The sequence below is a fragment of the Ensifer sp. SSB1 genome (genome assembly GCF_016652895.1).
Taxonomy (GTDB): Bacteria; Pseudomonadota; Alphaproteobacteria; order Rhizobiales; family Rhizobiaceae; genus Ensifer.
Genome location: NZ_JAEPRP010000077.1, coordinates 1 through 22,842 on the forward strand (window position 1 = coordinate 1; position 22,842 = coordinate 22,842).

At 63.8% G+C, this 22,842-nt stretch carries 20 protein-coding genes, 1 pseudogene and 1 riboswitch; of the genes and pseudogenes, 7 read left to right on the top strand and 14 right to left on the bottom strand.

Annotated elements, in window-relative coordinates:
- From I8N66_RS19375 to I8N66_RS19390, 4 genes and pseudogenes are all read left to right on the top strand, one after another.
- Positions 1–777, top strand: a pseudogene (locus tag I8N66_RS19375) (peptidase M14); the annotation flags it as partial.
- 236 nt (positions 778–1,013) lie between these two features.
- Positions 1,014–1,688: a response regulator transcription factor gene (locus I8N66_RS19380; RefSeq protein ID WP_113538385.1), complete on the top strand. Its 675-nt coding sequence runs from the start codon at positions 1,014–1,016 to the stop codon at positions 1,686–1,688.
- Entirely contained in the window at positions 1,685–3,022 is a 1,338-nt protein-coding gene (locus I8N66_RS19385; RefSeq protein ID WP_291156788.1) for a HAMP domain-containing sensor histidine kinase, read from the top strand. The genes I8N66_RS19380 and I8N66_RS19385 overlap by 4 nt, the downstream gene beginning before the upstream one ends.
- A 207-nt stretch (positions 3,023–3,229) precedes the next feature.
- Positions 3,230–3,856 (top strand): outer membrane protein, encoded by a 627-nt coding sequence (locus tag I8N66_RS19390; protein WP_291156791.1) that lies wholly within the window; start codon positions 3,230–3,232, stop codon positions 3,854–3,856.
- 107 nt (positions 3,857–3,963) lie between these two features.
- Here I8N66_RS19390 and I8N66_RS19395 read toward each other — a convergent pair whose 3' ends face one another.
- From I8N66_RS19395 to I8N66_RS19430, 8 genes are all read right to left on the bottom strand, one after another.
- Entirely contained in the window at positions 3,964–5,493 is a 1,530-nt protein-coding gene (locus tag I8N66_RS19395; RefSeq protein WP_291156793.1) for an FGGY-family carbohydrate kinase, read from the bottom strand.
- Positions 5,494–5,613: 120 nt separating this feature from the next.
- Positions 5,614–6,456, bottom strand: a complete 843-nt coding sequence (locus I8N66_RS19400) for an aldolase (protein ID WP_113538381.1) — start codon at positions 6,454–6,456, stop codon at positions 5,614–5,616.
- Positions 6,429–8,177, bottom strand: a complete 1,749-nt coding sequence (locus I8N66_RS19405; RefSeq protein ID WP_291156796.1) for a glycerol-3-phosphate dehydrogenase/oxidase — start codon at positions 8,175–8,177, stop codon at positions 6,429–6,431. Before I8N66_RS19405 ends, I8N66_RS19400 begins: the two co-directional genes overlap by 28 nt.
- 12 nt (positions 8,178–8,189) lie before the next feature.
- Positions 8,190–9,185, bottom strand: a complete 996-nt coding sequence (locus I8N66_RS19410; protein WP_291156798.1) for an aldo/keto reductase — start codon at positions 9,183–9,185, stop codon at positions 8,190–8,192.
- Positions 9,182–10,192 (bottom strand): sugar-binding transcriptional regulator, encoded by a 1,011-nt coding sequence (locus I8N66_RS19415; RefSeq protein WP_291156800.1) that lies wholly within the window; start codon positions 10,190–10,192, stop codon positions 9,182–9,184. The genes I8N66_RS19410 and I8N66_RS19415 overlap by 4 nt, the downstream gene beginning before the upstream one ends.
- A gap of 2 nt (positions 10,193–10,194) precedes the next feature.
- Positions 10,195–11,184: an ABC transporter permease gene (locus I8N66_RS19420; RefSeq protein ID WP_113538377.1), complete on the bottom strand. Its 990-nt coding sequence runs from the start codon at positions 11,182–11,184 to the stop codon at positions 10,195–10,197.
- A gap of 28 nt (positions 11,185–11,212) precedes the next feature.
- Positions 11,213–12,754, bottom strand: coding sequence for a sugar ABC transporter ATP-binding protein (locus tag I8N66_RS19425; protein WP_291156803.1), 1,542 nt, complete (start codon positions 12,752–12,754; stop codon positions 11,213–11,215).
- Positions 12,755–12,813: 59 nt separating this feature from the next.
- Entirely contained in the window at positions 12,814–13,842 is a 1,029-nt protein-coding gene (locus I8N66_RS19430; RefSeq protein WP_034805587.1) for a substrate-binding domain-containing protein, read from the bottom strand.
- Between the two features lie 235 nt (positions 13,843–14,077).
- On the opposite strand from I8N66_RS19430, the gene I8N66_RS19435 reads away from it, so the two are divergent.
- A complete protein-coding gene (locus I8N66_RS19435) occupies positions 14,078–15,064 on the top strand; it encodes a substrate-binding domain-containing protein (RefSeq protein WP_291156808.1) in 987 nt (328 codons plus the stop codon).
- A gap of 64 nt (positions 15,065–15,128) precedes the next feature.
- Here I8N66_RS19435 and I8N66_RS19440 read toward each other — a convergent pair whose 3' ends face one another.
- The 6 genes from I8N66_RS19440 to I8N66_RS19465 all read right to left on the bottom strand — a co-directional run bounded on the left by I8N66_RS19440 (position 15,129) and on the right by I8N66_RS19465 (position 21,292).
- Positions 15,129–16,394: an ABC transporter substrate-binding protein gene (locus I8N66_RS19440; protein ID WP_291156810.1), complete on the bottom strand. Its 1,266-nt coding sequence runs from the start codon at positions 16,392–16,394 to the stop codon at positions 15,129–15,131.
- Positions 16,395–16,417: 23 nt separating this feature from the next.
- Positions 16,418–17,254 (bottom strand): carbohydrate ABC transporter permease, encoded by an 837-nt coding sequence (locus tag I8N66_RS19445; RefSeq protein ID WP_291156812.1) that lies wholly within the window; start codon positions 17,252–17,254, stop codon positions 16,418–16,420.
- Positions 17,251–18,165 (bottom strand): sugar ABC transporter permease, encoded by a 915-nt coding sequence (locus I8N66_RS19450; RefSeq protein WP_291156814.1) that lies wholly within the window; start codon positions 18,163–18,165, stop codon positions 17,251–17,253. Before I8N66_RS19450 ends, I8N66_RS19445 begins: the two co-directional genes overlap by 4 nt.
- Positions 18,158–19,324 carry an ABC transporter ATP-binding protein gene (locus tag I8N66_RS19455; protein WP_291156816.1) on the bottom strand — a complete coding sequence of 389 codons (1,167 nt, stop codon included), beginning with the start codon at positions 19,322–19,324 and terminating at the stop codon, positions 18,158–18,160. Before I8N66_RS19455 ends, I8N66_RS19450 begins: the two co-directional genes overlap by 8 nt.
- Positions 19,321–20,163 (bottom strand): metallophosphoesterase, encoded by an 843-nt coding sequence (locus I8N66_RS19460; RefSeq protein WP_291156818.1) that lies wholly within the window; start codon positions 20,161–20,163, stop codon positions 19,321–19,323. The genes I8N66_RS19455 and I8N66_RS19460 overlap by 4 nt, the downstream gene beginning before the upstream one ends.
- 223 nt (positions 20,164–20,386) lie before the next feature.
- Entirely contained in the window at positions 20,387–21,292 is a 906-nt protein-coding gene (locus I8N66_RS19465; protein WP_162768791.1) for a LysR substrate-binding domain-containing protein, read from the bottom strand.
- Positions 21,293–21,355: 63 nt separating this feature from the next.
- Here I8N66_RS19465 and I8N66_RS19470 point away from each other — a divergent pair, with 63 nt between their 5' ends.
- Together I8N66_RS19470 and nrdH are read left to right on the top strand one after the other, a co-directional pair.
- Positions 21,356–21,733 (top strand): hypothetical protein, encoded by a 378-nt coding sequence (locus tag I8N66_RS19470; protein ID WP_291156820.1) that lies wholly within the window; start codon positions 21,356–21,358, stop codon positions 21,731–21,733.
- Between the two features lie 271 nt (positions 21,734–22,004).
- Positions 22,005–22,230, top strand: a riboswitch (cobalamin riboswitch).
- A gap of 386 nt (positions 22,231–22,616) precedes the next feature.
- A complete protein-coding gene (nrdH, locus tag I8N66_RS19475; protein ID WP_034805557.1) occupies positions 22,617–22,838 on the top strand; it encodes a glutaredoxin-like protein NrdH in 222 nt (73 codons plus the stop codon).
- Positions 22,839–22,842 lie beyond the last annotated feature (4 nt).

The following is a 22,842-nucleotide window of genomic DNA, read 5'->3' on the forward strand; positions in this document are numbered from 1 at the left end:
CGCGCCGGCCGCGCGGTGAAGGCCCGCTATCGCAAGGGTACCGATGCACCGGTCATGATCAGCGGCGGCCAGCATCCGAACGAGACGACGGGCATTGTCGGCGTGCTGCGCGCCGCCCAGACGCTCGCCGCCCGCGCCGGCAGCCACTTCACCATCTCGCCGCTCGAAAACCCCGACGGCTATGCGGTGCACCAGCGGCTGCGGGTGGACAACCCGCTGCACATGCACCACGCCGCACGCTACACAGCACTTGGCGACGACCTCGAATACCGCACCGGTGCCGCGCTCAACGAGCGCGAAATCCGTAAAGAAGCCGAGCGCCTGACCGGCGCGCAGCTGCACGTCAACCTGCACGGTTATCCCTCGCATGAATGGACGCGGCCGCTGTCGGGCTACGTGCCGCGTGGCTTTGCCATGTGGACCCTGCCCAAGGGCTTCTTCCTGATCATGCGCCATCACGCCGATTGGGCCGATCGCGCCGAGCAACTGATCGAAGCGGTTACCTTGCGGCTCGCGGCCGTACCGGGCCTGCTCGCCTATAACGATGCCCAGATCGCGCTCTACGAGATCCATGCCGGCGAAACCGGCTTCCGGATCATCAACGGTTTCCCGTGCATGATCTCGATCGACGATCGCCACACGGCACCGCTGACGCTGATCACCGAATATCCGGACGAGACGATCTACGGCGATGCGTTCATCGCCGGTCATGAAGCCCAGAAGGAAACGGTGCTTGCGGCCTACGACGCCTTCCAGCGGATGATGGCCATCGCATAAAGCCTTGCGGGGCGACGGCACCCGGTGCCGCCGCCCCGACATTGGCGCCTGGCCGCCACGTTTACGTTAATCCGACACCCTCGCCACCGAATACGGTAAAGCCCGACTGCGCCGCATTGCCGGGTCCCGGCCCGTGCCGCTAGAACCGGTACACGCCGCGCACGCATGCGCCGCAACGTTGCTGCAATCCTGGTCGCCCAGACGTTACGCAACATCTATCGTATTCGGAGAATTCAATGCGCCTGCTCCTTGTCGAGGACGAGCTGGAAATGGCGACGGCGCTCAGCGCCGCGCTCGGACGCTACGACATGATCCTGGATCATGCACCGACGCTCGACCATGCATTGGCGGCGCTCGCCAATCACGTCCATGACGGCATCATCCTCGATCGGCAATTGCCCGATGGCGACGGGCTCTCGCTGATCCCACGTGTCCGGGCGCTGAAGTCCGGAATTCCCGTGATCGTTCTGACCGCGCGTGGCGCTGTCGACGAGCGTGTCCGCGGCCTCGACATGGGTGCCGACGACTATCTCGCCAAACCTTTCGCGGTGGAGGAACTGTTGGCGCGCATCCGCGCCCTCATGCGGCGCTCGCCGGATATCGCCCCCATGACAGCGCGCATCGGCAAGCTCGTCTTCGATTTCGACGGCAGGCAGGCCCAGGTGAGCGGACAGGTGCTCGACCTGCCTCGCCGGGAACTGCTGGTGCTGGAAACGCTGGCGCGACGCCAAGGTCGCACTGTCCAGCGCTCGACGCTGGAGGAATCCGTCTACGGCTACGACGACGAGATCCAATCCAACTCGCTCGACGCTCATGTCTCGCGGCTGCGCCGGAAGCTTGCCGAGTCCGGCGCCGGTGTGGAGATCCACAGCATCCGTGGCGTCGGCTATCTGCTGAGGCCCACCCCATGAGCACGTCTTCGGTCAACTCGTTGAAGAAGCGCCTGATCTGGCAGATCCTCACCTTTCAGGTGCTGCTGCTGATGGCAGTCATTGCCGGCTTCATGGCCTTGCTGACCCGCGCCGATCTCGGCGGAAAGTTCCTCGATGCCGACGCAGCCTCGGTTGCGGCCGGCGCGATCCGCTCGCAACCCGCGGGCGGGCTGACGCTGGTCGAAACACCGCAGTTGCTCGCCATGCGAGCCGATTCTCCTGATTTCTGGTTCGTCGCCAGAGACGAACGGGGCGCCATGATCCGCAGCGGGCCCGTGCCGGACGCCTATGACAGCATTGGCGAACATCTGGATCGGATCGCCTTTGGCGACATGCGGGATAGCGTCGAGCCCTACACCCTCTCGTCGATCGTGCGCTCGGTGACCACGCAGGACGGGACCTTTACGGTGCTCGCGGGCGGCGGCCGGCTCTGGAGCGCATCCTTCGCGGTCTTCCTGCTGGCCAACCTTCTGCTGCTTCCGATCGTGCTGATCGTCGTGCTGATCCCCGCCCTTGCGATCCCGATCATCGTCCGGCGCGCCTTTGCCGGCCTCGCCGACATGGTCGATCAGGCCAAGAAGATCGACGTCGATCGCCGCGGCGCCCGGTTGCCCGATCACCGGGTTCCCGGCGAAGTGCGTCCGCTCGTCGAGGCATTCAACGGTGCACTGCAGCGACTGGACGAGGGATACGAACGGCGGCAGCGCTTCATTCTGGATGCGGCACATGAACTGCGGACGCCGGTCGCCATCCTGCAGACGCGGCTTGAAAGCATGGACGCCGGGCCGCTCAGAAACCGCTTGCTCATCGATTCCAATCGTATCGCAGGACTTGCGGAACAGTTGCTGGACCTGGAGCGGATCGATCGCGACGGCGCGGACTTCGTCTCGCTCGATCTGGTATCGCTCTGCCGAGACGTGGCCGCCGATCTGGCACCGCTCGCGCTTTCGGCCGGTTGTGAGCTTTCCTTCGCACCGGGTGTCGACCAGGCACTCGTGCGCGGCGACGCCGGCGCGATAGAGCGGGCCGTCACCAACCTCGTTCGCAATGCCATCGAACACGCCGGCGGCCTCATCACCATCCGCGTCGAACGCGGCGGCGTCATCGAGGTTACCGATGAAGGTCCCGGCATTCCCGAACGCGAGCGCGAGCGGATCTTCGAGCCGTTTCACCGCCTGCAGCCGCGCGACCATGGTGCGGGCCTCGGCCTGCATCTGGTGAGCGAGATCATCGGTCGCCACAAGGGACATATCTCCGTCGTCGATGGGCCCTCGGGCGGCGCCTGCTTCCGCATCAACCTGCCTGCGGCGTAGGCGGGTCCGGCGCGGAAAACGTGGTTAACATATAATTAATAGTAAAATCAGCAGCTTAGTCAATTTGTGCAATGTTGGTGCAATCCGTGGAGCCGACAAAGGACGGGCATCTTCCAAGGTTTGCGACCGCGCTACCCGGCACGAGACGCGAAACGGGAGAACGAAAGCGCCGCGAAGGGCGCCCTATCCAATCCACGGAGCAATATCATGCGGCATTTCAGCAAGTTTTCGATCTGGTCCAGTCTCACCCTTCTCACCGTCCTTGGTGCCCAGCAGTCCCATGCGGCCGACTTCTCTGCGCCCGATTATCAGGATCCGCCGGCCTTTAGCTGGAGCGGCGCCTATATCGGTGCGCATGGCGGTCTCGGTTTCACCGGCAGCCCCAATCCCTTCGCCGATCGCAACGGCGTGGCGCTCGGCGTTCAGGCCGGTTACAACATGCAGGCCGGTCCCGGCATCGTCGGTGCGGAAATCGAGGGTTCCTATCTCGGCGACACCGAACACAAGGTCAACGGCGGCAAGCTCAAGGAGAAATGGCGCGGCGCGATCAAGGCGAAGGCCGGCCTCACCTTCGACCAGACGCTGGTCTACGGCACAGCAGGCTATGCCATGACCAGCTACAAGAAGGGCGGTGACGTGCGCAACGACGTCGGCTTCAAGGGCGGCTACCTGCTCGGCGCCGGCGTCGAACAGGCGTTTGCCGGCGGCCTTTCGGCCAAGCTCGAATACAACTACATCACGACGCCGGACGTCCGCACCAGCACCGTCTCAGGCTCCAGCGAGAAGGACATCAACAGCCACGTCATCAAGGCCGGCATCAACATGCGGTTCTGACGGCAGCTTCGGCTTGCCGAGGCGTTGCCTTCCCAGCGACACTCCCGACAAGCCAACAGCCTGGCCGAGAGCGGGCTTGCAATTGCAGGCCCGCGCTCGGCAAACCATCACTCCGCCGCTTCCCGCGCCTGGGGTTCAGGCGTCGCCAACCGACGCCAAATCGGCGCCATGGCGGCGGCGATGTCGCCGTAAAGCGCAAAGCGCCTCTCATAATGCGCGGCAAGCGCCGGGTTCGGCCGGTAGTGGCGCTCGGTCTTGACCATCGCCGCAGCGCCCGCAGAGATGTCGGCAAAGAGATCGATGCCCGCACCCGCCGTGATCGCAGCACCGAGCGCGCCCGTCTCCCGCGAGCGCGCGACCGTCACCGGTACATCAAGCACATCGGCAAAGATCTGCGGCCAGATCTGGCTGCGCGATCCGCCGCCGGAAAGCACCGCCTCATCGAAGCGTGCCCCGGCCGCGCGTAGCGTCGCGATATGCTGGCGATGACCGAAGGCGACGCCCTCAAGCACGGCACGGACCAGATGCCCCTTGGTGTGCCAGCCGGCAACGCCGTAGAAGCCCGCCCGCGCATTGCCGTCCTGCTGCGCGCCATAGAGAAACGGGTGGTAGACCGGATCGTTCGCAGCCGGTTCGATCTCAGCCGCCAGCTGGCAGCAAAGGTCGAAGGGCGAGCGGCCATCGCTGCCGTCATGTGGAAAAAGCTCGCGCACCAGCCATTCGAGATTGGCCGCCGACGTCGCGCTTGCCTCGATCGCCATGTAGCGGTTTCGGTCGAAGGTCGAGAACATGAAGATCGGATTACTCAGATCCGGCTGATCGATGATGACCTGGTTGATGCTCCAGGTGCCGGCGATGATCGACGCCGCACCCGTGCGGGTGACGCCCGAGCCGATTGCCGAGGCCACGACGTCGAAGAGACCGCCGACGACCGGCGTGCCGGCGGCCAACCCGGTCTCAATTGCCGCCTCTTGGCTGACCCGACCGACGACATCGGCGCTCTCGACAAGATCCGGCAACAGGCCCATGCAGTCGCCGAGACCGTAAGCCTTCATCAGCGCCGCATCATAGCGTCGGCCGGCAACGTCGAGCAAGCCTGCGCCGCTCATATCCGAAACGTCGCTGACGCGTGCGCCGGTCAGTCGATTGACGACGAAATCCTTGCAGAGAAAGACCGTGCCGATCTTTGCAAACTGCTCGGGGCGATGGCGTTTCAGCCAGGCAAGCAGCGTCGGCGTCTGCGACGGCCAGGGTCGCTGCCCGGCGATCGGGTAAGTCCGATCGCCGACGCCTTCCGCCTGCCACTCTTCGACGAGGCCGGCAGCGCGGGTGTCGAGCGACTGGATGCCGAGAAGCGGTGCGCCGTCGCGATTCAGCGCATAGAGGCCGTTGCCGTGGCCGGCGCAACCGATCGCCGCGATCTCGCTGGCATCAATGCCGGCGCGCGCGATGCAGGCCCGGATCACCACCTTCGCGTGACTCCAGAGTTCGCCGAGCCCGCGTTCCACATGGCCCGGCGTCGGCACATGGCTGTGCCCCTCCTCTGCTGCCATCGCGATCTCGTTGCCGGTGCGATCGAAAATCACCGCCTTGATCACGGTGTTTCCGACGTCGATGCCGAGCAGATACTCTCCCATAGGCGAACCCCTCCCAAGGTTCTCAATCCATTCGCTGAAACGCCGCCGGTGTTCTTGCAGCGGCAGCGTTTCCTTTCGTCCCAGGTCATCGCTGCTCAAGCGCGATGCCGACCGGCGATGTTAACCGCGCTGGTAGAGCGCGTAGGCTTCCTCGCCGCTTACATCCTGATGAATAATCGCCATCAGGCCGCGCACGACGGCGCTCGGATTGGCGTGCTGATAGATGTTGCGGCCATAGACCATGCCCATTGCGCCCTGGCGCATCAAGGCCGCAGACTTGTCGAAGACGTTGCGCAAGTCCTCCTTGCCGCCGCCGCGCACCAGAACCGGGCAGCGCGCCGCCTCGACCACCCGGTGGAAATCCTCGGCATTGGTCGTCGGATCCGCCTTGACGATATCCGCGCCCATCTCGCGCGCGAGCCGGGTCAGCGTCACGATCTTCTCGGCATCGCCATCGACCATGTAGCCGCCGTGTTCGGTGACCGGCTGCATCACCAGCGGCTCGATCATCAGCGGCATGCCGTACTTGTCGCAATCGGCGCGCACGCGCGAAATGTTGGCGACGCATTGGCGGAAGAGATCGGGCTCATCCGGCAGCATGAACAGGTTGACGACGACGCAGGCCGCGTCCATTGCCAGCGCGCCGATCAACGGCTCGGCTTCGTTTTGCAGCACCGCCCACATATGCCGGTGGCGGATGCGGTTATAGGGGTTGCCCATGTCGAGGCGCATGACCAGCGCCGGCTTGTCCTTGCCCGGCACCTCCTGCAGCAGATCCGACTGGCCAAAATTCATCTGGATCGCATCCGGTGCGGCCGCGACCAGCGCCTTTACAACGGCGGACATGTCTTCAAGACCATTGAGGAAGGACGGTTCGTTGCAGACGCCATGATCGATCGCCACGTCGAGGCAACGTCCACCGCCGAACAGACGGTTCATCCGGACCTTGCTGTTGTTTCGCATAATGCACTCCTTTGTTCGTTCCGTACGGATAGGGTTTCCTCGTCGACGCCATGGCGCTCGGCGAGAATGGTAAGAAATCGCTTACGCTCTGCCGCCGTGAGTGCCGGCGACCAGTGTTTTTCGATGGCGAGCAGGCCGAGCACCGCGTCCGCCATGTCGAGCGAGAGCTCGCCGGTGATCGCGAGCGTCGTGCGTCGCAGCAACAGATCGTCGAGATGTTCTGCACCTTCGTTGCGGATCAGAAACTGCATCTCGCGTGTCGAATACGCGGGATGCGGCAAGGCCTGATCCGTGCCAGCGGCGATGAAATCGGCGATCAAGGTGCAGTCGGTTCCATAGCGGGTCAGCAGAATATGCACCCGTTCCCTGGAGAGACCGGTCGCCGCGGCGACATCGTGAACCCAAGCGTCGCGATCAGACGGAAAGTGCCGGCCACCACCAATGGTACGCTCGCCGGTCGACAAAAGACGCGGTCTTCCCAGGCGCTCCAGAGAGAGGTCGGCGGCAAGCTCGCCGAAGGAGCGGAACGTCGTCCACTTGCCGCCGATCATGCAGAGCACAGGCGGACCACCGTCAACACCCTCCACGAAGGTGCAGAAATGATCGCGCGGAATACGACCGGTGAAGCTGTCCTTGCTCGCCGGCAGCGGCCGCACGCCTGCGAACTGGAAGACCACCTCTTCCGGCCGGATTCGGATTTCGGGCAGGACGAAGGCGAGTGACTGCAGGATGTAATCGCGCTCGTCCCGCTCGCAGCGAACTGTCTCCGGGTCGTCGACGCGGATATCCGTCGAGCCCACCAGCACCTTGCCGAGATAGGGAAAGAGGATGCAGATCCGCCCATCCTCGTTCTCGTAATAGATCATGTGACCATCGAGCGCGTCCATGAGCTTCGCATTGTCGATGATCAGATGCGATCCCTTGGTGCCGCCCATCAGCGGCGCCGGCTTTGACGGTGAGGGAAACAGCGCGCCGTTGGCGATATCGATCCAGCCGCCTGTGGCGTTGATGATGAGGCTCGGCTCGATCGCGGCCACAGCATCTGTCGTGCCGTCCTTCACTTCGTAGCGTCCGGATGCGGCGAGCGTCAGTTCCGCGTAGTTGAGCACACGGGCGTGAGAACCGGCGGCAAGGCCGTCCTTCAGAAGCTCGATGCCGAGGCGTTCCGGCTGGCTGACCCAGGCGTCGTAATAGGTGGCGGAACTCTTGATGTCAGGGTTGAGCGCCGGCCAGCGGGCAAGCGTGGCGCGCCGCCCGCGAAAGGCGTGCTTGGGCATCAGCGCCCGCTTGCGCGTCAGGAAATCATAGATGCCAAGGCCCATCTTGACGGCGATGGCGCCACGGCGGCTCGGCCGGCGCGTCAGCCCCAGGAAGCGCACGGCGCCATTGGCAAGACCGGAAAAGATGTCGAAGACCGGCACCGTCGTCGGCAAGGGCGCCACGTAATGCGGCGCGTTCTTCAGCAGCCGGTCGCGCTCGACCAGCGATTCCCTGACCAGGCTGAACTCGCCATTTTCGAGATAGCGAAGGCCGCCATGCACCATGCGCGACAGCGCAGCACTGGCGCCCGAACAGTAGTCGTGCTTTTCGACGAGCAGTACGCTCACCCCCTGCAGTGCCAGTTCGCGAAAGACGCTGAGGCCATTAATGCCGCCGCCGAGGACGCACACGTCCACCTTCGGGCTCTTGGCGAGCCCGTTGAAAATCTCTTCCCGGTTCATGATGGCAGTCCGTTAGCTGTCCATGTTGACGAGCGTCGCCGCGATCGCCGCGTCGATCCCCTTGAGATCGTCTTGGTCGAGCCGGATCGTCCCGGCCCGTGCATTGTCGAGCGCCTGTGCCGGATTGCGCGCACCGCAGAGCGCGAAGGTCACGCCGTCCTGCGCAAGCGTCCAGGCGATGACGATCTGGGCGATCGTCGCACCATGCTTCTCCGCGACCGGCCGAATAGCCTTGGCAAAGGCCGCGACCTTTTCGCGATTGCCGACCGAGAAGCGCGGATTGTTGCGCCGCTGGTCGTCGCCGGAAAACACCCGCTCCGGTCCGATGCCGCCGGAGAGAAGGCCGAGCGCCAGCGACGAATAGCTGAGCGTCGCGACGCCGCTGCGGCGCGTCAGCGGCAGCAGATCGGCCTCGATCTCGCGATCGATCATGCTGAAGCGCTCCTGGATGGCATCGAGCCCGCCGATCGCGATATATTGCTCCAGTTCGCCGCGAGCAACGTTGCTGGCGCCAATCGCCTTGATCTTGCCGGCCTTGCGCAGATCTTCGAGTGCGGCCATCGTTTCTTCGATCGGCGTCGTCGGATCCTGCCAGTGGGTGATGTAGAGGTCGATATAGTCGGTGCCGAGCCGCTTCAGGCTTTGTTCGACTTCGTGGTGGATGGCATCGCGACCGAGGTAGCGATGCACAGGCTTGCCGTCCTGATCGAAGAAGTGCCGCCCCTTGTCCGTATGCCAGACGAGCCCGCACTTGGTGGCGATGATTGCCTTGTCGCGGCGGCCGGCCAAGGCCTTGCCGACGATATCTTCCGAACGCCCGAGACCATAGGCAGGCGCCGTATCGATCAGCGTCACACCGGCGTCAAGCGAGGCCTGGATCGCCGCGATCGATTCCCGCTCGTCCGTGCCGCCCCACATCCAGCCGCCGATCGCCCAGGTGCCGAGCCCGACGGCCGAAGCCTTCACGCCCGATCGGCCGATCTCCCGCATCAATTGATCCCCGCTCATGCCAGAAGTCCCTTTTCGCTTGCCATGGCGAGCACGCGCTCGCCGGTCGCCTCGTCTGTCACCAGCGTGTCGAGGTGGTGTCCCCGCATGACGCTGAGGATCGGCCCCGCCTTGTTCGGTCCGCTCGCCACGCCGATCTTCGTCGGGATCGAGGCGAACTCCTCGAGCGTCAACGACACCAGCGAACGGTTGAGGCTGTAGTCGCAGACACGTCCCTCATCATCGAGCAGATGGGCGAGCAGTTCGCAGGTTGCGCCGGAGCGCTCGATCGCCGCCCGGTCGGTGCTCGAGGACGGATGCAGGTCGTAGTAACTCGAATCGTCCGAGAGGATCGAACCGATGCCGACGACCGCCACCTTTGCCTCGCGCGCCCTCCCGAAGACATCCGCCACCGAGCGCATGTTGATCAGCATCGCGCGCTCGGCAGCACTGTCGGCAAAGAGCGGCGCGTGGATCTGGAAGGATCGCCCGCCGAGCCGATCGGCCATCAGCGTCGAGACGTGGTTCACATCCGTATAGTGCTTGCCCTGGACGCAGCCGGTCGCCGGGATCACCTCGACATCGAAGCGGCGCGGCGCCTGCAGCCCGGCAACAACAGCGCTGACGCCCTTGCCGCCGGTAATGCAGATGGTGTCGCCATCGCCGATCTCTTCGAGCAACAGCCGGGCCGCCGCCTCGCCGACAGCCTGGAGGGCGGTCTGCTGGTTGTCGGAAACCGTCGGCACGACGATTGCCCGGCGGATACCGCCGATCGCAAGCAACTGCTCTTCCATGTCGACCAAGGGCTCGATCGGCGACTTGATCTTGATCTCGACCAGACCGAGCTGGCGGCCGCGCTTGATCAGCCGATTGACGGTGGGCTGCGAGATGCCGAGCCGTTCGGCGATCTGCGACTGAGTCAGCCCTTCGAGGAAATGCAGGACGAGCGCCTGGTGCATCTGCCGTGCGACGACGAGTTCTTCTCGCGCGGTTGAGGCCGGGGACAAAATGGGTTTGGCAATCGGCATGGTCAGGCGGCCTTCCGCTTGTGCAGCAAGTGGTCGATGGAAACGGCAGCCAAGAGAATGCAGCCTTTGATCATGTCCTGCCAATAGACGGAGACGTCGAGCAGGATCAACGAGCTGGTGACGACCGAGAGCAGGGCCATGCCGAGGATGGCGCCGAGGATCGTGCCGGAGCCGCCGTTGAGCGAGGCGCCGCCGATGACGGCGGCTGCGATGATGTTGAGCTCCATGCCGACGCCGAAGGTGGGGGTCGCGGCACCGAAGCGCGACATGTAGATGACGCCGGCGACGCCCGCGAGCGTCGAGCACAGCACCGTCACCCAGAACTTCACCTGCTTGGTCTTGATGCCGGAGTAGAGCGCCGCCTTCTCGTTGCTGCCGGTGTAGAACACCTTGCGGAAGGCGGTCGCCCGCCGCAGCAGGAAGTCGAAGAGCACGACGACGGCGACGAAGATCAGGATGACATAGGGCACGCCGTGGAAGGTGCCCTGCCCCACCGCCTTGAACGACGCCGGCAGCGTGAAAAGCGACAACGGCGTGCCCTTGGTGATGACGAGGCAGAGGCCGCGTACGATTACCATGGCCGCCAGCGACGTGATGAAATGGTTGAGCCCGACGACAGTGACGAAGAAGCCCATGATCATGCCGATGATGCTGCTGGCGAGGATGCCGACCAGCGAGGCCGTCCAGGGGTCGACACCGGCGAGGAACAGCGAGCCGGCCAGCACCATGGCGAAACAGACGACCGAGCCGACAGCAAGGTCGATGCCGCCAACAATGAGCAGGATCGTCATGCCGACGACGACGATGCCTTCGACCGAGAAGCTCATCAGCATGGCGCGCATGTTGCCGAAGGTGAGGAAGTGCGGCGAGGCGAAACTCATGACGATGCCGAGCGCCAGGATGATGGCGATCAGACCCGCCTCGCGCATCGTGCCGATGCGTTTCCAGGCGGGCGCCTGTGCTTGAGTTGCAACCATAGTATCAACAGCCATTTCCGCCTCCCCGGCTCTGTCAGTTCTTTCAGGCGACATGATCCACCATCCGGCCGGCCTCGGCCGTCTGCGTCACCCCTGAGGCCAGGCGGATCACCGCCTCCTCGCTCATTTCTGTGTCGTCAAGCTCGCCGGCAATCGCGCCCTCGCGGACCACCAGCACCCGGTCGCAAAGCCCGAGCAGCTCCGGCAATTCCGACGAGATCACGACAATGCCGATGCCGGTTTGTGCCAACTCCCGCAGCAACCGGTGGATCTCGGCTTTGGCGCCGACATCGATGCCGCGCGTCGGTTCGTCCATCAGGACCACTTGCGGGCGAACGGCGAGCTGCTTGGCGATCGCCACCTTCTGCTGGTTGCCGCCCGATAGCGACGACACAGGCATATCGATGCCGCCCATGCGCACGCCGAGCCGGCGCACGAAATCGCGGGCGAGATCGGCCTCGGCCCTGGAATTCAGCAATCCGAGCGGCCCGGTCAGCGTCTTCAGCTCGAGTACGGAAATGTTCTGGGCGATCGACAGGTCGACGAAGACGCCGGAACCCTTGCGATCCTCCGAGAGGTAGACGATGCCGGCATCGACCGCATCGCGGTAATTGCCGATGCGCTGCGGCCTTCCGCGCAGCGTAATCTCGCCCTTCGACTTGGCCCTGAGGCCGCAGATTGCTTCGGCGATCTCGGTGCGACCGGAGCCGATCAGGCCGCCGATGCCGAGGATCTCGCCGCGCTTCAGGTCGAAGGAGACGGTGTCGATGCGGTCGCCATCGCTCAAGGCCCGCACCGAGAGAATGATCTCGTCCGAGCGCGCCTCCGGCGCCTGCTTTTGCGGATAGAGCTGGCTGATTTCGCGGCCGACCATGCGGCGCACCACGTCGTCGGCCGTCACGTCGGCGATCTTCTCGGTGACCACATGGCGGCCGTCGCGAAACACGGTGACCCGGTCGCAGAGCGAGAAAATCTCGGCCATGCGGTGGCTGATATAGATGATGGAAATGCCCGCGGCTTTCAGATCGCGGATGATGGCGAACAGGGCCTGGGCTTCGGCCTCGGTCAGCGCTGCGGTCGGCTCGTCGAGGATCAGCACGCGGCAATCGAGCGTCAGCGCCTTGGCGATCTCGACGAGCTGCTGGCTTGATATGGCGAGGTCTGCGACCTTGCGGCGGACGTCGATCGGCGCCAGCCGGTTCATGACGACCTGGGCTTCGCGTTCGAGCGCGCCGTAATTCATCAGCGGCGAACGCCGGCGGTTGGTGGCCGCCATGAACATGTTTTCCGCCACCGTCGCATCCGGGCAGAGGGCGATTTCCTGGTGGACGAGGCCGATGCCGAGCGTCTGGGCGATCGCCGGTGAGGCGATCTTCACGGGCGCTCCATCGACCAGCACCTCGCCGTCATTTGGCTGCAGCACCCCGGCAATGATGTTCATCAGTGTGGATTTGCCGGCGCCGTTTTCGCCGCAGAGCGCGTGGATTTCTCCCCGCTCGAGGCGAAAATCCACCTCCGTCAGCGCCTTCACCGCACCGAAATGCTTGGTGACGCGCCGGACCTCCAGAACCGGTTGTGCTGTCATGCTGTCCTCCACCCGCAGTCCTGGCTGCCCGGATTGAGCCGGGCAGCCAATTCACGATCTTACTCGTCGATGCCCTTGGTGCCACGACGCTTCAGGTACTTGTCCCAGTAGAAGTCGTCTGCATTTTCGGCGGTAACGATCGAAAGACCGTTGTCGACGAAGGGGATGCTCATCGGGTTGAAGCCGGAGCGCTTGGCGTCGTTCATCGGATCGATTAGCTCCGGGTGCTTGGCCATCCACAGGAGCATGAAGCCCATGTAACCCTGCATGCCCTGGTTCGGGTTGATCGAGCCGAAGACTTCGCCGGCCTTGATCATGTCCAGGATGTTGGCGTTGACGTCGGCGCACATGACGAGCACCTTGCCGCCGCTTTCCTTGCTGGCCTGGGCAGCACCGATCGCGGAGTTGGCTTCCGGCATGAACACGGCGCCGAGGTTCGGATTGGCCTGGATAAGGCTCATCAGGCCCTGATAGGCCTTGTTCGGATCCTGGTTCGAGGCGGCGCGGCCGACGAGCTTCATGTCCGGCCACTTCTCGGCCATGCGGTTGACGAAGGCGGTGATGCGCTTGTCGTGGTTGTCCTGGCCGGGGTTTTCAAGCACGGCATATTCGCCCTTGCCGCCCATCTTCTCGGCAATCGCGTCGGCGGCATAAATGCCTTCGCGGGTGTTGTCCGAGGTGATGAAGGAGACGCGCTTCGACAGCGGCGAGTCCGCCGCAAAGGTCACGACCGCCGTGCCCTGGTCGATCGCCCGGTTGATCGGCTCGATGAACGGATCGGAGTTCATCGGGTGAACCAGAATGCCGGCCGGGTTCTGGGCAAGCGCCTGGTCGAAAGTGGCGATCTGCTTGTTGACGTCATATTCCGGCGTGCCGGTATATTCGGTCTCGCAGCCGAACTGCTGGCCGGCCTGCTTGAACATTTCATAGACCGGGAACCAGTATTCGACGCCGGATACCATGACGTTCATGACGTATTTTTCGCCGGGCTGGCAGCGAAACGGGTTTGCCGTTTCGGCACTTGCCGAACCTGCCCAGAACGAAGCTGCAATGACCGCCAGAGCGGTCGTGCTGAGAAATTTGCGCACGCGTCCTCCTCGAGGCCGAAGCCCCTCCCAAAAATCGATAGGGCCGTTTGCTTGCGGCCGCTGAATGTATGAGCTTGCCGGAACTCCTCCTCGACTTCCGACGATTGCGATTTAAGCCGGGGACTCATTTTCTGTCAATATAATTCATGGCATGAATAATAATTCATGCGCGACGTGGAAAACCTTGAGCCGGGTCCTTCAATCTGCTGTCACGCAGACCCGTTAGAGCGCGACCATGGTTACCCTGCAACAGATTGCCTTTCATGCCGGCTGCTCGCTGGCGACCGTTTCCCGGGTGCTGAAGGGCGAAGGCCCCGTCAGCGACGAGATGGTGCGCCGCGTGCGCCGGGCCGCGGCCGAACTCGGCTACCGGCCGCAGCCAGCCGCGGGCCGCACCGCCAACCGCAGCCAGCCGGTCGTCGGCGTGCTGGTGCCAAGCGTCACCAATCCGGTGTTCGCGGCATCCCTCGGAGGCATCCAGCACCGTTTGCAGGCGGCAAACCATGGCGTGCTGATCGCCCAGTCCAACTACGATCCCACCCTTGAGGCGCGCGCCGTGCGCTCGCTGCTCGAACAGCGGCCGACCGGGCTTATCCTGACGCTCTGCGACGCCAAGACCAGCGAGGCGCTTTCGGCGGCGCTGCCGCCGACGGTGCTTCTCAACAACCGGCCGGTCTCCCGCTTCGCCGCCGCCGTCACCGTCGACAATTACCGGGCGGGCTTCGAGCTCACCCGCCACATCCTCAACCATGGCCATCGCCGTATCCTCGTCGTCTCCGGCCATTTCCGTTCGTCCGACCGCGCGCGCCTGCGCTACGACGGCTATTCCGCCGCCATGCAGGAGGCCGGTGTCGAGCCGATGGCGGCGGTGGAGATCCCCTTCGTCGACGGCTATGAGAACCTCGACCTCGCGACCGTTGTCGCACAGCACCGCCCGACGGCGATCATCGCTTCCAACGATCTTCTGGCGCTCGGCGTGATCGCCGCGCTTCGGCGTGAAGGCTTTTCCGTGCCGAACGATGTCTCCGTCGCCGGCTTCGACGGCATCGCGCTTGGCCGGCTGATGACGCCTATGCTGACGACGATCTCCATGCCCGACGGCGATATGGGGCTTGCGGCGGCCGCCCTGCTGCTCGACATCGCCGAAAATGCGTCGGGCTGCCGCCATCTCAATCTCGACTGCCGCCTTTATCCGGGCGGGACGGTTCGCCACCTCGCCTGAGCAAACACGAAAACGCCGCCCCGAAATTTCCTTCGGGGCGGCGTCTATCGATTCGGCTATAGGATCAGCTGCGCGGCAGCAGGCTTTCGATTTCGGCTGCAGCCTCGTCCAGCGCTTCCTTCGGCGTGGCCTGCTGCTCGACGATGCGCGACAGGTTCTCGACGATCGTCTGCGTGACCTTCACGCCGTTGCTGCCCGGGAAGGCATACCAGGGGCGCATCAGCGGCATCTGCTCGAGGCCGGCGCGGAACAGCGGGTTTTCCTTGTAGAAGTTGGCGAGATACTCCGGCGACTTGGCAGCCAACTCGTTGTTCGGCACATAGCCGGTGCCGGGACCGACGACCGAGGCGCCATAGGGGCCGGCTGCGAACTTCGCGAACTTCCAGGCTGCTTCCTGCTTCTCGGCGTCGCGCGTCAGGATGACGACGGCATTGCCGCCGGTCGGCAGCTTGCCCTTGGCCGGATCGATCAGCGGAATATGGGCGGTGCGCAGGTCGAACTTGTCGCCGACATTCTTGATGGTGTTGCGAAGCGCGCCCGTCGTCTGGAAGGCGAAGCCGACCTTGCCGGCAACGAAGGCCTGCTCGCCGGCCTGCTTGGTCAGAACCGGCAGCCCGCCTTCCTTGACCATGCGGTCAAGCACTTCGACAGCCTTCTCACCTTCGGGGCTGTTGAAGGCTACCTTGCTTTCGTCCTCGCTCAGCATCGCACCGCCGGCGCCGAAGAGCAGCGCGGAGAACATCCAGTCGTCGCCCTGCCAGCGGAAATCGATGCCCTCGTTGCCATCGCCGAGCGCCTTGATCTTGGCCCCGAGCGCGATGACCTCGTCCCAGGTCTTCGGCGGATTTTCCGGGTCGCCGCCGGCTTTGCGCACGAGATCGGCGTTGTAATACATGATCGGGTTGGAGGTGGCGAAAGCAAGGCCCACCTGCTTGCCGCCCACCTGGGCGAGCTTCAGGATGTTTTCCGAAAAGCCCTGCTCGGCTATGTTGCCGTCCTTGGCGATGAACGGGCCGAGATCGACGGGGATGTCGCGCTCGTTGACCATGCGCAGGCGGTTGAGGCCAATGAAGGTGAGATCGGGCATCTCAGCCGTGCCGGCCTGACGCATGATGGTCTGGATGCCTTCCTCATAGGTCGCCGACGGGTTGGCGAAGGTGATCTTGATATCGGGGTTTTCTTCCATGAACTTCTTCGAGATCGTGTCCATCACGTCCTTGAAGAAGCCGGGCATCGGGTAATGCACCGTCAGCTGGGTCTCGGCAAAAGCGGGGGCAGCGAGCATCAGCGATGCGGCAGCCGCGGTAAAAAGCTGTCTCAGATGTGTCATGGTTGCGCTCCAGGTTGGACCGTTCAGCCTTTGAGACCGGTCATGGTGATGCCCTCGACGAAGCGCTTCTGCGCCAGCAGAAATGCAGAAACGAGGGGAAGGGTGATGATGAGGGTGGCGGCCATCAGCGCGCCGTAGTCGTCGCCTGCTTCCGCGGCGCGGAAGTAGAGAAGACCGAGCGGCGGGGTGGCGTAGTCCTGGTTGGTGACGACGATCAGCGGCCAGAAGAGATCGTTCCAGTGGGCGACGACCGAGAAGATCGCGAAAGCCGTGATCGCCGGCCAGGCATTCGGCACGATGACGCGCGCGACGATGCCGGCCTCAGACATGCCATCGAGGCGGGCCGCGTGGATCAGATCGTCGGGCATGGCGCGGAAGAACTGCAGGAACAGGAAGATTGCAAAGACCGAGATCGAAAAGGGCGCCACCAGCGCGGTATAGCTGTTGAGGACCGACAACCGGTCGAAAGCCACATAGATCGGCAGCGCAGTCGCATGGATCGGCACGAGCAGGCCGAGCATGACCAGCACCATCATGGTGCGGGCGGCGCGGAACTTCAGCTTCGCCATGGCATAGGCGCAAGGGATGGCGACGACGATCTGGATGACGAAGATCAGTGCGCAGACGATCACGCCATTGAAGAGCAGCTTCGACATCGAGACGCGCGACAGCGCCTTGGAGAAATTCTCGATATATGACCATTGCTGCGGGATCAGCGACAGCGACGAGGAGAAGATCTCGCTCTGCGCCTTGCCGGCGGTCGAGAGCATGAAGATGTAAGGCGCGAGGAAGATGAGGGCGCCGAGCGACAGCACCGTCAGACGGGCGATGCGTGCGACGGAGAAGGCGTTGCTGGTCATGCGTAGTGCACCTTCCGGTCAAGCACGCGGTACTGCAGGAACATCAGGACGACGAGGATGGCGAGGAAGACGACGGTCATGGCCGAGGCGTAGCCGACGCGCAGATAGACGAAGCCTTCCTGGTAGATGGTGAAGAGCAGCACTTCCGACGCCTTGTTCGGGCCACCCTCGGTCAGCGTCTTCACCGTCTCGAACACCTTCACCGAATTGATGATGCTGATGGTGGCGACGAACAGCGTCGTCGGCCCGAGCATCGGCCAGGTCACCAGCCGGAAACGATCGAACCAGGACCTGGCGCCGTCGACTTCGGCGGCGGCATAAAGCTCGCGCGGGATGGCGGTGAGACCGGCGAGGAACAGCACCATGTTGAAGCCGACCGACTGCCAGATGCCGATGATCGAAAGGCCGTAGAGCACCGTGCCGGAAGCGCCGAGCCAGTTGGGACCGGCAATACCGAAGAGCGCGAGGAAGGTATTGATCGGGCCGATGGTCGGGTGGAACAGGAACTGCCACACGGTCGCCATGGCGACGAGCAGCGAGGCGACCGGCAGGAAGTAGACGGTGCGGAAGAAGGCCCTGCCCTTGGTTTCCGCCTCGATCAGCATGGCGATTGCCAGCGCCAGCACGATCGAAACCGGCGTGACGATCGCGGTGTAGACGGCGGTGTTCCAGAGCGAGCGACGGAAGGTGCGGTCGCCGAGAAGCTCGGCATAGTTCTCGAAGCCGACGAAGCGCCAGTTGCTGTAGCCGAGCTCGAAATCGGTGAACCCGAGCACGATCACGGCTGCGGTCGGCAGCAGGATGAAGAGAAAGAGCAGCGTGATGGCCGGCAGCGCCAGCAGCCAGGCGATGCGGCCTTCCCGCATCTCAGGCGCGGCGATCGCCGTTTCGAAGGTTGCGACACTAGCCATGGACCTTCTCCAGCGTCGCGGCGATGGCGACCGGCTCGGCTGCCACCCGGGTGCCCTCGCCGTCAAACAGCATCGCCCGTTCCGGCATGAACGCGACATCGACGGGCTGACCGATCGCGAGTGCCGCGGCTTCGGCGGGTGCTGACTTGGCGGTGACCACCTCGCCGATCGCATCGAGACGGGCGTGGACGATGACTTCGGAGCCGAGAAACTCCATGCGCTCGACCCGCGCAGTCAAGCGGCCGGCGCTTGCCGCATGGAAGCGGACAAATTCCGGACGGATTGCAAACTTCACCGGCGCATCCGGCGCCTGTCCGCGGCCTGCCAGGAGCACCAGATCGCCGAAACGCACGATGCTCGCTGTATCCGTGCGGGTCTCCAGGACGTTGATCTTCGGCTGGCCGAGGAAGCGCGCGACCTCGATATGGGAGGGGTTGTCGTAGATCTCCTTCGGGCTCGCCAGCTGCAAGAGATTGCCGCCGATCATGACGGCGACCCGGTCGGCCATCGACAACGCTTCGGATTGGTCGTGGGTGACGTAGAGTGTCGGCACACCGGCACGACGATGCAGATCGACGATCTCGCCGCGGGCATGGACGCGCAGGTTCGCGTCGAGATTGGAGAGCGGCTCGTCCATCAGGAAGACGGCCGGACGGCGCACCATGGCGCGGGCGAGCGCCACGCGCTGGCGCTGGCCGCCGGACATCTGCCCGGGCTTGCGGTCGAGCAGATGGTCGATCTTCAGCGCCCCAGCCATCTCCTTGACCTGGCGCTGGATATCGCTGCGGATCTGCTTCTGCCCCGGCAGGAAATTTCCGATGACCGGCAGGCGCTGCATCGCCGTCAGGCGCCGCATGGCGAGCGGCACGGCGATGTTTTGACCTGCCGTCAGGTGCGGATAAAGCGCGTAGGACTGGAACACCATCGCAACGTTGCGGTCGGCCGCCGCCCTGCGCGCGACACTGCGGCCACCGATGACGATCTCGCCGGCATCGCCGTGATCAAGGCCGGCGACGATGCGCAGAAGCGTGCTCTTGCCGCAGCCGGAAGGGCCGACGAGCGCAATGAACTCGCCGGCTTCCGCCTCCAGGCTGACGCCCTTCAGGATGGCGTTGCCGCCATAGGACTTGGTGATGCCATCCAGCGAAAGCACGCTCATTGCGCCGCCTCCACGCGAACCTTCTTCTTGGCGGCGAGCGGATAGACGTCCTCGACGATCGGGTCGAGCACGTGGCTCGTCAGACCCGGCACCGCGACGATTTCGCTGGTCACGCCGGCATCGGTGAGTTCGTGCACGACGGCACCGACCAGCCGCTCACCCGGCATCGGCCGTTCCAGCGTGTCGATGATGAAGGAGGTCGGCGGCGCCCAGACGAGCGACGTCCCGGCATGTTTGCCGGTCCAGGCCCAGTGCAGGTGACCGCTTGCATGCAACGCCACCTCGGCTCCGGCGAAAAGATCAAAGAGCCGCTGGCGCTGGCGGGGACGGATGCCCCAGTAGCCGGTGTCGCCCTCGGCCGGGTCGTCGACGAAGAGCGGCTTGTGGGCGAAGATCGCCACCCGGCGGCCGTCGCGACCAAGCAGCTGCTCCTCCAGCCAGGCAAATTGCCTCTCTTCTTCCTCGTCCTCGAAGCCAATCAGCAGGCTGTTGAGGCCGAGCAGCCGCCAGCCGCCATGGTCGCGGCCCCAATAGTCCGGACCGGCGAGACGGCGCCAGCGGGCAAGCCGGACGGAATCCACAGGCTGGTGCGAGCCCGGCAGATGGCCGACATCGTGATTGCCGGGAACGATCGCGACCGGCATCGACAGCTGACCGATCAGGTTGAGCGAAAAGGTGATGTCGTCTTCGTGGTCGGCGCCGTCGATGGTCACATCACCGGTGTGAATGACGAGATCAGGTGCCACCGCCTCGATCCAGGCGCGAAGTGGCTCCCAATTGTCGTTGAAATGGCTCTTCGCCGGGCTGAGGTGGGTGTCGCTGATCTGGACGATCTTCATGGAAACGGCCTCCGACGATGGCTTCAAGGCAAGCGCTTCGGAGAGTTGTCATCTCCCCTCCGGCTGCGGTTGGCCGCAGTCTTTAGGGAGCTGCCATGTCAGTTTGGTAACAGCCGTTCTCAGCTGATTTTCAGTTTTTCCATGAAAGTTTCACCTTCGCCCGAGAGCGCCAACCGAGAGTGGTTGCAGCGAAACAACCTGCAAGGGAAATCGTCACGGGGGTTTAGACCGAAACAGGCCCCTGCTCTCCCATCACGGACGAAAGAAGCGCATTCGACGCATCCGCCTCGGCGATGATCCAGTCGCGAAACGCCTGAATCTTCTTCTGCCGCCGACTGCTTTGCGGATAGACCAGCCAGTAGGCACGGCCGTCGCGAACCACATGGTCGAACGGCCTGATCAGTCGGCCGCTCCTAAGTTCGTCCATCAGAAAGGTCGAAACGGCAATGGCGATGCCATGGTCGTTGAGTGTCGTGGTGACATCCATCGCCTGGACGTCGAAGATCAGCTCGGTACCGTTGCTTGCCGGCGGCTCCACCCCCGTCTCGATCATCCATCGCCGCCACCAGCTGGCATTGCCGAAGCGCCGCACGCGCAGCACGTCGGAGGGATGCCTGAGCTGGTGCTTTTCCCGGAAAGAAGGGGTGCAGACCGGCATGTAATCGATCGGGAAAAGCGGAAACACGTCGTTGCCGGGCCAGTCGCCATTGCCGCTACGCACGACAAGATCGATTGCATCACGCTTGAAGTCGATCAGCTCCGTCGACATGTGCACCCGAATGCTGATGTTCGGATGGGCCGTCTGGAAGGAGGCGAGCCTGGAGCCGAGCCAGCTCGACACGACGGTCGGCAATATGGAGATATGCAGGTGATGTTCGGTCTTGTCGGTGATTTCCGAAAAGGCCGCCCCGAGAAGGTCGATCGCCTCCGTCACCTTCGGCGCCAGCTGCCGCCCGGCCGCCGTCAACCGCACCTCGCGCGGAAGCCGGACGAAGAGCGGCGTGCCTATGCGCTCCTCCAGCAGCCGGATCTGGTAGCTGACCGCCGCCTGGGTCATGCCGAGTTCGTCGGCGGCGCGGGTGAAACTCAGGTGCCGGGCAGCCGCTTCGAACGCGCGCACCGCACTCATGGGAGGAATCTTGCTCATTGCGTTGAGATAAGCATTCTTTATGCCAGCATGCGAGAAATCGCTTTGCGCGAAGCGGCAAAATTCCTCACTTTTTTCGCGAACACAACAGCAAAAACAAAGAGGATAGCAATGCTTAGCGCGCTGCGATCAACGATCCTTCATGTCCTGAAGCGGGCCGGGAACGTGCTCAGCCCAACCATCGCCATCGATACCTTCAGCGAGTTCCAGCTGAGGGATATCGGCCTGACGCGGGACCACGAGAACATTCGGGCGCGCGTCGGCGACGTTGCCGATCCGTGGCACTGGCCGAAGGACGACAACGCACAAAAGCCGCAGCCCTCACCGACGCGGGACTGCGTTGACATGCCGCGCGTGGCGCGGGCTTCGCCTCGCGCCCAGCCCGGAGAGAACAAAGACGTCAGCATGTCGCTCTGCGACTGAAGCGGTAACAATTCTCAGCTGTCGCAATCTGCCACCTGCCAGCCGCCGGATCGAATGAGCAGAAATTCGCTCCGGCGCTTCCTGGAATATCGTACCCTCCGCAAATGACGGACAAAGGCGCGAGCGCGCGGCATCGAAGCCGAGAGCGTCCCGCCAACGGGCTTTGCAGCGCCCCTTCGTTTACGCCCTGTTATCCACATGGCGAAAGAAATCACCTCCCCACCCGGGCCGGAGGCACCTCACACCTATTGACGCGGACATGCGATCTACTACTATATGTAGTGTTCGAGGTTCTTCCGATTCGCAAGGATTGGGAGCTAAGACGGGAATACGGTGCGCCGGCGGGTTTCCGCCCGGCTATGCCGCAGCTGCCCCCGCAACTGTAGACGGAGAGCGACTGTCCGGAATTGGACCACTGAGGCATAAGGCCTCGGGAAGGTCGGGATGGAAGCTTTGACCCGTAAGCCAGGAGACCTGCCTCGAGCAACAAACGTCCGCGGGCGGGGTGTCCGGAGGGGTTGAGTGCGTGGCAGGATGAGCCTGCCCGATCGTCTCGACATCTCCCCGGCAGCCTGTCGAAAGCTTCGGGGTGAAGTCATGTCAGTTTCTTCCAGTTCAGATCCACCTTCTGCGGACGGGTGCGCATTGTTGCGCGCCTGATCGAAAGGCCGCGCCCTGAAAGCCCGCACCCGCGGAATTCCTGAGCGCCCGACAAGAACGAGCCGGCCCGGTTGTGTAACCGACCTGGGGCCAGCTTACCGGCGTCAACTCCGGTCGAGGCGACCGGGGAACGATGTTTTGTGCCCTATCGCCAAGCCTGCGGTTCGCGTTCGCGCGACCCGACGACTTTTTGCGCCCATTTGCGAGACCTCACGAGGAACCCATGTCGATCACCGTCTACAGCAAACCCGCCTGCGTCCAATGCACCGCCACCACCCGCGCGCTCGACCGCCAGGGCATCGATTATCGCATCGTCGATATCTCCGAGGATTCCGATGCATTCGCGCTCGTGCAGGGTCTCGGTTACCGGCAGGTTCCAGTGGTCGTCGCCGGCGAGCGGCATTGGGCGGGGTTCCGCCCGGACATGATCAGCGCGCTTTCCTGAGGGA

Bases quoted from the DNA above. Each gene is read 5' to 3' on its own strand.
- I8N66_RS19380 (WP_113538385.1), top strand. From the start codon at position 1,014: ATGCGCCTGCTCCTTGTCGAGGACGAGCTGGAAATGGCGACGGCGCTC.
- I8N66_RS19385 (WP_291156788.1), top strand. From the start codon at position 1,685: ATGAGCACGTCTTCGGTCAACTCGTTGAAGAAGCGCCTGATCTGGCAG.
- I8N66_RS19390 (WP_291156791.1), top strand. From the start codon at position 3,230: ATGCGGCATTTCAGCAAGTTTTCGATCTGGTCCAGTCTCACCCTTCTC.
- I8N66_RS19395 (WP_291156793.1), bottom strand. From the start codon at position 5,493: ATGGGAGAGTATCTGCTCGGCATCGACGTCGGAAACACCGTGATCAAG.
- I8N66_RS19400 (WP_113538381.1), bottom strand. From the start codon at position 6,456: ATGCGAAACAACAGCAAGGTCCGGATGAACCGTCTGTTCGGCGGTGGA.
- I8N66_RS19405 (WP_291156796.1), bottom strand. From the start codon at position 8,177: ATGAACCGGGAAGAGATTTTCAACGGGCTCGCCAAGAGCCCGAAGGTG.
- I8N66_RS19410 (WP_291156798.1), bottom strand. From the start codon at position 9,185: ATGAGCGGGGATCAATTGATGCGGGAGATCGGCCGATCGGGCGTGAAG.
- I8N66_RS19415 (WP_291156800.1), bottom strand. From the start codon at position 10,192: ATGCCGATTGCCAAACCCATTTTGTCCCCGGCCTCAACCGCGCGAGAA.
- I8N66_RS19420 (WP_113538377.1), bottom strand. From the start codon at position 11,184: ATGGCTGTTGATACTATGGTTGCAACTCAAGCACAGGCGCCCGCCTGG.
- I8N66_RS19425 (WP_291156803.1), bottom strand. From the start codon at position 12,754: ATGACAGCACAACCGGTTCTGGAGGTCCGGCGCGTCACCAAGCATTTC.
- I8N66_RS19435 (WP_291156808.1), top strand. From the start codon at position 14,078: ATGGTTACCCTGCAACAGATTGCCTTTCATGCCGGCTGCTCGCTGGCG.
- I8N66_RS19440 (WP_291156810.1), bottom strand. From the start codon at position 16,394: ATGACACATCTGAGACAGCTTTTTACCGCGGCTGCCGCATCGCTGATG.
- I8N66_RS19445 (WP_291156812.1), bottom strand. From the start codon at position 17,254: ATGACCAGCAACGCCTTCTCCGTCGCACGCATCGCCCGTCTGACGGTG.
- I8N66_RS19450 (WP_291156814.1), bottom strand. From the start codon at position 18,165: ATGGCTAGTGTCGCAACCTTCGAAACGGCGATCGCCGCGCCTGAGATG.
- I8N66_RS19455 (WP_291156816.1), bottom strand. From the start codon at position 19,324: ATGAGCGTGCTTTCGCTGGATGGCATCACCAAGTCCTATGGCGGCAAC.
- I8N66_RS19460 (WP_291156818.1), bottom strand. From the start codon at position 20,163: ATGAAGATCGTCCAGATCAGCGACACCCACCTCAGCCCGGCGAAGAGC.
- I8N66_RS19465 (WP_162768791.1), bottom strand. From the start codon at position 21,292: ATGAGTGCGGTGCGCGCGTTCGAAGCGGCTGCCCGGCACCTGAGTTTC.
- nrdH (WP_034805557.1), top strand. From the start codon at position 22,617: ATGTCGATCACCGTCTACAGCAAACCCGCCTGCGTCCAATGCACCGCC.